The organism is Nocardia sp. NPDC059229 (assembly GCF_042754165.1).
Lineage (GTDB): Bacteria > Actinomycetota > Actinomycetes > Mycobacteriales > Mycobacteriaceae > Nocardia.
Genome location: NZ_JBHZAK010000022.1, coordinates 92,053 through 100,394, shown reverse-complemented (window position 1 = coordinate 100,394; position 8,342 = coordinate 92,053). Strand labels below are relative to the sequence as shown.

6 protein-coding genes are annotated in these 8,342 nt (G+C 61.9%); 2 read left to right on the top strand and 4 right to left on the bottom strand.

The window, feature by feature from the left end; translation table 11 throughout:
- Positions 1-188: 188 nt before the first annotated feature.
- Positions 189-1,085, bottom strand: a complete 897-nt coding sequence (locus ACFXHE_RS36065; RefSeq protein ID WP_379389147.1) for a carbohydrate ABC transporter permease — start codon at positions 1,083-1,085, stop codon at positions 189-191.
- 14 nt (positions 1,086-1,099) lie between these two features.
- Positions 1,100-2,014, bottom strand: a complete 915-nt coding sequence (locus ACFXHE_RS36060; protein WP_379389146.1) for a carbohydrate ABC transporter permease — start codon at positions 2,012-2,014, stop codon at positions 1,100-1,102.
- 32 nt (positions 2,015-2,046) lie between these two features.
- Between ACFXHE_RS36060 and ACFXHE_RS36055 the strand changes: the two genes are divergently transcribed.
- Positions 2,047-2,286 carry a hypothetical protein gene (locus tag ACFXHE_RS36055; protein WP_379389145.1) on the top strand — a complete coding sequence of 80 codons (240 nt, stop codon included), beginning with the start codon at positions 2,047-2,049 and terminating at the stop codon, positions 2,284-2,286.
- Here ACFXHE_RS36055 and ACFXHE_RS36050 read toward each other — a convergent pair.
- Positions 2,263-3,519: an ABC transporter substrate-binding protein gene (locus ACFXHE_RS36050; protein ID WP_379389144.1), complete on the bottom strand. Its 1,257-nt coding sequence runs from the start codon at positions 3,517-3,519 to the stop codon at positions 2,263-2,265. The two genes, ACFXHE_RS36055 and ACFXHE_RS36050, sit on opposite strands and share 24 nt — an antisense overlap.
- A gap of 151 nt (positions 3,520-3,670) precedes the next feature.
- Positions 3,671-4,684: a LacI family DNA-binding transcriptional regulator gene (locus ACFXHE_RS36045; protein WP_379389143.1), complete on the bottom strand. Its 1,014-nt coding sequence runs from the start codon at positions 4,682-4,684 to the stop codon at positions 3,671-3,673.
- An 817-nt stretch (positions 4,685-5,501) separates the two neighbouring features.
- Between ACFXHE_RS36045 and ACFXHE_RS36040 the strand changes: the two genes are divergently transcribed.
- A complete protein-coding gene (locus ACFXHE_RS36040; RefSeq protein ID WP_379389142.1) occupies positions 5,502-7,082 on the top strand; it encodes a DUF6259 domain-containing protein in 1,581 nt (526 codons plus the stop codon).
- Positions 7,083-8,342 lie beyond the last annotated feature (1,260 nt).

The following is an 8,342-nucleotide window of genomic DNA, read 5'->3' as shown; positions in this document are numbered from 1 at the left end:
CACTGCATCGCACTGACGCCGTCGCGTCCAATCTGGTGGTGGGCTGCTGATCAGAGCATCTGGCAGCAAGTATCCAGGATCGCTGTCACCGACCAGCCATTTCTGGACGCTACCCACAGAGGGTGGCGGGTGGTGCCGCGTACAGGCTCATCAGATGTGGGTCCGTCGCGAGCGACTTCCAGGTGCGACTATTTGACCGCTCCCTCTACAAGTCCGGAGATGAACTGCTTCTGCGTCAAGAGAAATACGACGAAGATCGGGATCGTCGCCATGGTCAGGGCCGCAAACAACTGCGGATAATTTGTCTGTCCCATCTGCTGACTGAAATTCAGCAATCCGACCGGAATCGTTCGGACGCTGTCGGACTGGGTCAGTGTGAGGGCGAGAATGAATTCGTTCCACGTGTTCAAGAACGTGAGGATGACAATCGTGGCTATCACGGGACGTGACAGAGGCAGGAATATCTGCACGAATATCTGTCCTATGTTACAGCCGTCCAGCCGCGCGGCCTCGTCGAGTTCAGCTGGAAGGCCCTGAAAGAACGAAGTCGCGAAAACCACAGAGAAGGGGAGCGCACCGGCAGCATACGGCAGGATGAGTCCCCAGTAAGTGTTGATGATACCGAGATTCGCCTCGAGTTCGTACATGGGGATGATCAGCAGCTGCAGCGGCATGAACAGGGTGATGATGAACAACCCGAAGATCACTTTGCCCCCGGTGAACAGGGTCCTTGCCAAGGCGAAGGAAAGAGGAAGCGAGAGAACGAGTACCAGGAGCACGCTGGACCCGGTTACGACAATGCTGTTCAGCAGATAGCGGCCGATGTTTCCGACCGACCATGCATCGATGAAGTTCTGGAAGTCCCATGTGGAGGGCAGGCCCCAAAGGTTCGCGAAGAAGGTGCTCTGCGTTTTGAACGCGCCGAGCGCCATCCAGATGAGCGGATAGGCGAATAAGACGCACACCAGGATCAGCACGACTGCCCTGGGCACTCCGAATACAAGACTGCGCTTACGACGAGGTTTCCGCGGTTCATTCGCAGCCGTCGCCGAGCCTGCGGCGGGGGCAATGCAGGTGTCGACCATCGATTCGACCCCTTTCACGCGTTGTAATCCGAACGAAGCACCCGGATCTGGATAAGGGTGACGATGGCCACGACCACGAACAAGACCGAAGCAAGCGCGGAGGCGAACCCGTACTGCTGCACGTCGAATGCCTGCCGATACATGAATGTCATGACAGTGTCAGTGGATCCGTCCGGACCGCCCTTCGTCATGACGTAGACGAGATCAAAGACATTGAACCCGCCCGCGATCGCGATGATGAGGTTCAAACCGATCATCGTGCGCATGGACGGCACCGTCACGTAGAAGAACAAGGCGATTCGCCCCGCACCATCGACCTTGGCTGCTTCGTAGAGTTCGGGTCGCACGGCCTGAAGTCCGGCGACGAAAAGAATGACGTGATAGCCCAGCCACTTCCACACGTCGACGGCCATCACCGAGAACAAAGCCAAGCCAGGCTGTCCGAGCCACGGCGTGGTGTGCGGCAAGCCGAGCGCGCCGAGCGTTCCGTTGAGAAGGCCCTGGTTCGGGTCGAGAAGAAAGGTCCACAGCACACCGACGGCCACGAACGACATCAGTACCGGTATGAAAATAACGGAGCGGAATAGGGCAACACCACGAGTACGTCGTGCAACAAGCAACGCGATGAGCAACGCGAGCACGACCTTGGCAACGCCCGTTCCGATCGCATAGACCGCCGTGTGCTCGAGCGTCTGGTAAGTCTCCGGCGATGCGAAGACTTGTCTGTAGTTCTGGACGCCAGCGAATACTTTGGGACCCAGGCCATCCCAGGCGAACAGGCTGTTCGCGAAGGCGTTGACCAACGGCCACAGCATGAAGATCGCGAAGAGCGTGAGCCCGGGCAGCACCATGATCAGCGCCCAGGGGTCGAAGCGGAACCGGCGGGACCGCCGCCGTGGTACGTACACAGTTTGCGTCTGCGCTGCCATCGGTCCTTGCCTGAGGTCGTCGGTGTCTAGAGTTGGTGCCGCCTGGCGACGGTCGGATCGGTATCGACCTCGGCAACGCGTCGCATCAGGGGCGCATCGTCGACGAGAACGGCACGATGTGCCTGGCGCAGAAGGTCGACAACCACCAGCGGCCGATCGAGGCGCTCGTGGAGCGGGCACGCGGCGACGGCGCGGAGGCGGTACCTACCGTTCCGAGACGACTGCGCGGCCTCGAGCGACAGTGTGCATTAATTGAATTTCCATCCGCCTGACTTGGCCTTGGTGAATGCGTTCTGCACATCCTGCGACGCCTGCTGCGGTGTTCTCGATCCGGAGACCACACCGACCATGGTGTTCTGGTAGGCGGCGGTTACCTGCTTGGGCCAGTACCAGTCGAGGAAGGTGCTCGCGGTCGGGACAAAGGCGTTCACCAGCTGGGTCTGCAACGTCGTGGATGCCGACGGCTGGACGGATTTCACGGTCGGCAGCGAGATGGCCTCGGTTCCGGACAGGAGCTGCCTGTCGACAGCGGCCGAAGCCATATACGTCACCAACTTGTCGGCGAGAGTCTCACGGATCGGGTTGATCTTCCCGTATCTGGCGGCGACGACACCGGCTCCGCCGAATCCTGTCGACGTTACGCCGGGCACGAAATTCGGGAACGGGAACGCTTTGACATCCATCGATGGCGCCTGCTGCACGATGGTCGACATGTCCCAGGAACCGCCGAAGAACATCGCCGCGTTGCCCTGAGTGAACAGTGAGACCGCAGCTGGCTCTTGCAGACCCTGCCACCCGTTGGCGAAGACATCACCGGCACCGAGCCTGGCCATCTGGGTCAGGGCCTGGGTGTACTCCGTCGAATCGAATGTGGGGCTGCCGGTTTGCAACGTGCTGAACGTCGTCTCCGTCGGGGTGTTCTTCGTGGTCTGTTGAAGCATCTGCATCATCCACATCGGCCAGAGGTATGTCTGGCCGCCCGGCACGCTGACCGGCGCCACCCCGGTGCCCTGCAGCTTTTTCGCGTCGGCGATGAGGTCATCGATCGTCTTCGGCACTGTGAGTCCGTACTTGTCGAAGATCGCCTGGTTGTAGACGAATGCCGTGACGTTCACGCCACCGACCCCGACCGCGTAGAGGTTGTCGTTGATGGTGAAAGGGGCGTAAGCCGCCGGAATCAGGTCACTGGTGTCGAAGCCACCTCCGAGAGAGCCGACAAGCCCGCGGCTCTGCAGGTAGCGGATGTCCTGCCCGTTGGCGAGCAGGACATCGATCTGGCTCTTGCTGTTGACGGCGGGGGTGAACTGCTGGATGAAGCTCGAGCTCGGATAGTTGACGACAGAGATCGAGACACCGTTCTCCTTGCCGAACTCGGTGAGGACCTTCTGATAGTTCGGGTTCCCAGGATCTGTGCCATACACAACGAGGTGCTTGGCGTCGCCGTCGGACGAGGAACATGCGGTGACACCGATAAGCGCTGCGACGCTTGCGACAAGCGCGACCATCGCACGGAACCTGGATTTGGGCATTTCTAACTCCAGCATCGGGGAGTGCAATTACTCGATAGCCCATCTGGCAAACGTTTGCCAAGATGTGTGCCCTATCCCAACACAGCTTGCCGAAGCCGACATGTCCAGCCTTGGGAAGGCTGGCGGGTCAGCCGGCAACCGTGCGCAACCTGCTGGAGTCTCGGATGACGAGCTCGGGCTCGAGGACTGCGTGCAGTGGATCGTCGTCGCTACGGACGCCGGCGATGAGATCCGGCACGGCGACCTCGGCCATGTCGTCGACCGGCTGCCGCACGGAGGTGAGCCCGCTCGCCCGCGCGATCAGCGTGTCGTCGAAGCCTGAGATCAAGATGTCGCGGGGCACGGACAGGCCCTGCGCCGTGAACTCCTGAAGTGCGCCCAGGGCGATGAGATCGTTCGCGCAGATCACGCCGTTCACTTCCGGCCAGAGGCTCCGTACCTTGCGGGCAGCGTCACGGCCCCACTCGACGGTGAAGTCTCCGACCAGGATTCGTCCTGCCGCGGCGGGATCCTTGTCGGGCGCGATCTGCAGGAACGCCTCCTGACGTTCCCATGAGGTGGCGACGGTGGGATCAGAGCCGAGGAACGCCAGATGGATGCGGTTCTGGCCCACCATATGATCGATGAGGAGTTCAATCGCCGCACGTTGATCCATGCGCACGTACGCCCTCTGCTCATCGACGACGCGGTCGAGTTGGATCACCGGAACTGTCTGCGCCGCCATATCGATCGTTGCTTTGCTCAGAAATCGGTGACTCGCCGAGATCAACAGTGTGTCGATCCGTTTGTCGAGCAGAAGTCGCACACTTTCGGCCTCGAGGTCGGCGCTGTTCTGCGAGTCGACCAAGAGAAGACCGAAGCCGGCGCCACGCGACCGTTGCTGGACAGCTTGCACGAGCGACGGGAAAAACGGATTGGTGATGTCGGGAACCACGAGGCCGAGAGTTCCGGTCTCCTGCCGTCTGAGGGACCGGCCGACCGCATCCGGACGGTACCCGAGCAGCAGCGCGGCCTCCTTCACACGCGCGGCCACATCGGGGTTCACACGACGGGCGCCCGTCAGGGCTCGCGACACGGACGACGTGGACAGGCCGGCGACCCGCGCCACGTCGTGGATCGTCACCCTACGTTGCAGCGTCATGACACTACCTCTCTGTCGCCCGGGCATTGTCACGAGTGCTTCGGTAATACTACTGTGCCGAAGCACATGGGAAAACGTTTGCCCAGTCCGGCCGGACCACGAAGGGGTCACCGTGGAACCCGAACCTCGCTCTCCTGCGGGCACGGTTGTCGCAATCACCACCAGCCAGTTCCGGAATCAGTCGCGCGACCGCTCGCGAGCTCGTGCGAAGCGGAGCAAAAGGCCAGCGGAAGCCAGATGAGCGGATGGCTGCTCGGCAACACCTTGGCGGCCATCGGCGTGGTCATGCGGGACGGGGAAGAAGAATATGAGCGGCGATATCCGCTGGCTGGAGCGCGACTCGACGAGAGTGGGAATAGCCGCTGACACCGGGGCACTGGTGGCGTACGTCGATATCGGCTCAGGGTGGCGCGTCGTCGGGCGGGAGTCGCTCGGTTCGTCGTTCCGCCTGCTCGTCCCGCTCGAAGGACGACGGAACAACTCCGTGTTCGGCGTCCATCAACGACCGCCGTCGATCGAGGCGGATCGATCGTCGATCGAGCTGCGCTGGAACGGCGTGCGGTCGCAGTTCGGCGGCGAGCACGACATCCGGATCGTGCAGCGATACCGTCTTGACGGCCGTCGGCTCACGGTCGAGACAAACGTCGACAACAGGTCGGACCTGATCGTCGAGAACGTCTACTCGCCATATATCGGCGACCTCCGGCCCGCGCCGGGTGACACCCGGCTCGAATCGATCGGACAGGACTACGGCGCCGGGAGCCGGCAGCCGCTGTGGCCCACCTATGCGAACAATGTCGGCTACTTCGGATCCGATGTGCCGACTCAGCTGTCGGAAGGCAACTACGGAACGCCGGCCGCACCGTACCGACTGATCCAAGGGGATACTCACGGGCTGTACCTGGGTGTGGCGAACAGCAGTACGGAACTCGTCGCCTGGCATTCCGAGCTTTGGCCCGGCTACGGTGACTCGCTCGAGGCGACTGTGCCCGAGACCGACGAGATCGACGGTCATCCCGTGGCGATCACCTACGCGGCAGTGCATCTGCCGTTTATCCGTCCGGGAGAAGCGCGCGATCTGACACCGCTGTTCCTGGAGGTCTACGACGGCGACTGGCACGTGGGAGCCGATATCTACAGGAAGTGGCGAGACACCTGGTTCCGACGTGCATCCCCGCCCGAATGGGCGCGGGAGCCGCACTCCTGGATGCAGATTCAGATCAATTCACCGGAGGACGAACTACGCCTGCCGTTCGAGCGGCTCGTCGAGGTGGGGCGTGAATGCGCCGCAGCCGGTGTGGCCGCGATTCAGCTCGTGGGGTGGAACGACGGCGGCCAGGATCGCAACAACCCGTCGCATCAACCGGAGCCTCGGCTCGGCGGTTTCGACGCCCTCGCGACCGCGATCGCCGAGGTACAGGCGCTCGGTGTAAAGGTCATCCTGTTCGCCAAGTTCAATTGGGCAGACCGGTCGACGGCCGCGTTCCGTGAGCACTTCATCGACCACGCCGTCAAGGATCCGTACGGCGACTATTACATGCACCCCGGATACAGATACCAGACGGTCACCCAGCTACTCGATATCAGCACCCGACGCCTGGTTCCGATGTGCTTCCTCTACGAGACCTATCTCGAGGAGTGCGCGCGACAATTCCAGATCATCGTCGACCTGGGCGCCGACGGGATGCTTTTCGACGAGTGCCAGCACCACTCGCCGACACTGCTTTGCTTCGACGAAGAGCACGGCCATCGCTATGGTGCGCCGACATACGCGAACGATCGTGCCCTTATTCATCGCCTCGACACCCAGGCGCCCGAGGGTTTCCTCTACGCGGGCGAAGGGATCTACGACTGGGAGTTCGATGCGTACGCGGTCTCCTATCACCGCAGCGAAGACCGGCACCATCTCCCGCTACACCGCTACACCCAGCCATACGGGGAGTTCATGACAGCTGTCACAGGCTTCGACGACCGCAACATGATCGCTCAGTGCCTGCTGTACCGCTACATCGTGAGCTATGAACCGTTCAACTTCAAAGGGCGGCTGCCCGACTTCCCGAGCACCGTGGCGTACAGCGGTCGGATGGACGCATTGCGTCGGGAAACGAGGGCCTGGACGTGGGACGGCCGCTTCACCGACACCGTCGGAGCGAGTGTCAAGCACGCGAACGGGCGAGCACACCATCCGTACACAGTCTTCGAGGCCCAGGACGGCAGCCGCGCGGTTGCTGTTGCGAACTACGACCGCAGCCCGATTTCTGTCACCATCCGCGTCGACGGATACGACGGGCTGCTCTTCGCCAAGGCAGTCGACACCGACGAATGGCTCGAACTCAGCAATGGAGGGTTGACACTCGGACCTCGCTCCGCCGCAGTCGTTCTGCCGCGGGTGCCATAACGATCAACGCGGACACACCTGCGGCCAGTGTGTCGCTCAGCGGGGCGGCTACAGCAGCAGCGGTCGGACTCGGCAAGCCGCGGCCGAGATTCACGCCAAGATGCCGAAGAAGGCGCAACCGAGCCAGATCGATCGCCGCGGTGAGCACGGACCGCTACTGACATCCTTCGTGACGAGAACATACTGACAATTCACTGACGAATCGCACGGCAATAAATCCCACGCGCGAAGGCTGTGATACGGGCCGTGGTCTCCGTGGCAGCTCGCACTTTCACACAGGAAATGGGTCTCTACGTGGATAAACTCCTCATTGACGCCTGATAAGAGAAGTTATCAAGCTTCAGAACAAAAAATCTCCAACCGACTTGCCAGGGTGGTAGGTACACCACAGAAATCCATGCTTCGGCTCGCGCGCTCGGATGCGATACCGGAGGCCGCCAGCGGCCCATAAGTGCGACAGAACACCAGGTCAACGGCAGAAACACGGCCTTCTCCCAGCCTACAGAAGAACCTGGGACAAACCGCGGTGACGAGCAACCGAATCGAGAGCCCCGCTCGCCCGAAGCCGAGACCCACCGCTCTTCCCGAACTCGCAGCGCCCTGAGCTCCCCCATGGGTTCTGGTGCGCCATTTACGCAGGTCAGCGGGCAATTGCCCCTCATTTCCCCGTAGAGCCGTTTTTGACGCGAAATCGGGTATGGACGCCATTCAGGCGCTCAGGTCGCCCCACGGCTCAAATAGGGCACATTTCCGCTCTCGCTAGGGATTGGGGCACCGGAATACGGCCGAAACCGTCAGCTTTGGCCCATGAATCAGCATCCTTTCAGCAATCACCATGCTACGGGTGTCTCACCCGGGGACGGGGTGCTCGGGCAGCCGGTGAAGGATGAGAAGCCGCGATGTCGCCCCGCTCGACGCCATGCCGAGGACGCTCGGATCCACTCGACATCACGGTCTCCGCCCGGATCGACAACACAGTTCGCCGACATCCCCACCGAGGTCATCGTCTCGCTGCGTTCGGCCACCGCTCCCCGATCAGGGCCGAGCGTCCGTTCACGGTGGCGACCACGCCGCGGAGGTGAGAGGTTCTGCGCTCCGACCTGGAGGCTTCCAACACACCTCTCCGCGCCGGCGATCGGTGACACAGGGCAATTCGGGTGGCTCACTGATCGATCGTCGGACTCTGCACCCTGTCGGGTATCGACGAAGCGGGGGCACAATCGAGCCCTTGCACGAGTTCTCAATGCCGATGGCAGGTCG

Coding starts and splice junctions, on each gene's coding strand:
- ACFXHE_RS36045 (WP_379389143.1), bottom strand. CDS start 4,684: ATGACGCTGCAACGTAGGGTGACGATCCACGACGTGGCGCGGGTCGCC.
- ACFXHE_RS36065 (WP_379389147.1), bottom strand. CDS start 1,085: ATGGTCGACACCTGCATTGCCCCCGCCGCAGGCTCGGCGACGGCTGCG.
- ACFXHE_RS36060 (WP_379389146.1), bottom strand. CDS start 2,014: ATGGCAGCGCAGACGCAAACTGTGTACGTACCACGGCGGCGGTCCCGC.
- ACFXHE_RS36050 (WP_379389144.1), bottom strand. CDS start 3,519: ATGGTCGCGCTTGTCGCAAGCGTCGCAGCGCTTATCGGTGTCACCGCA.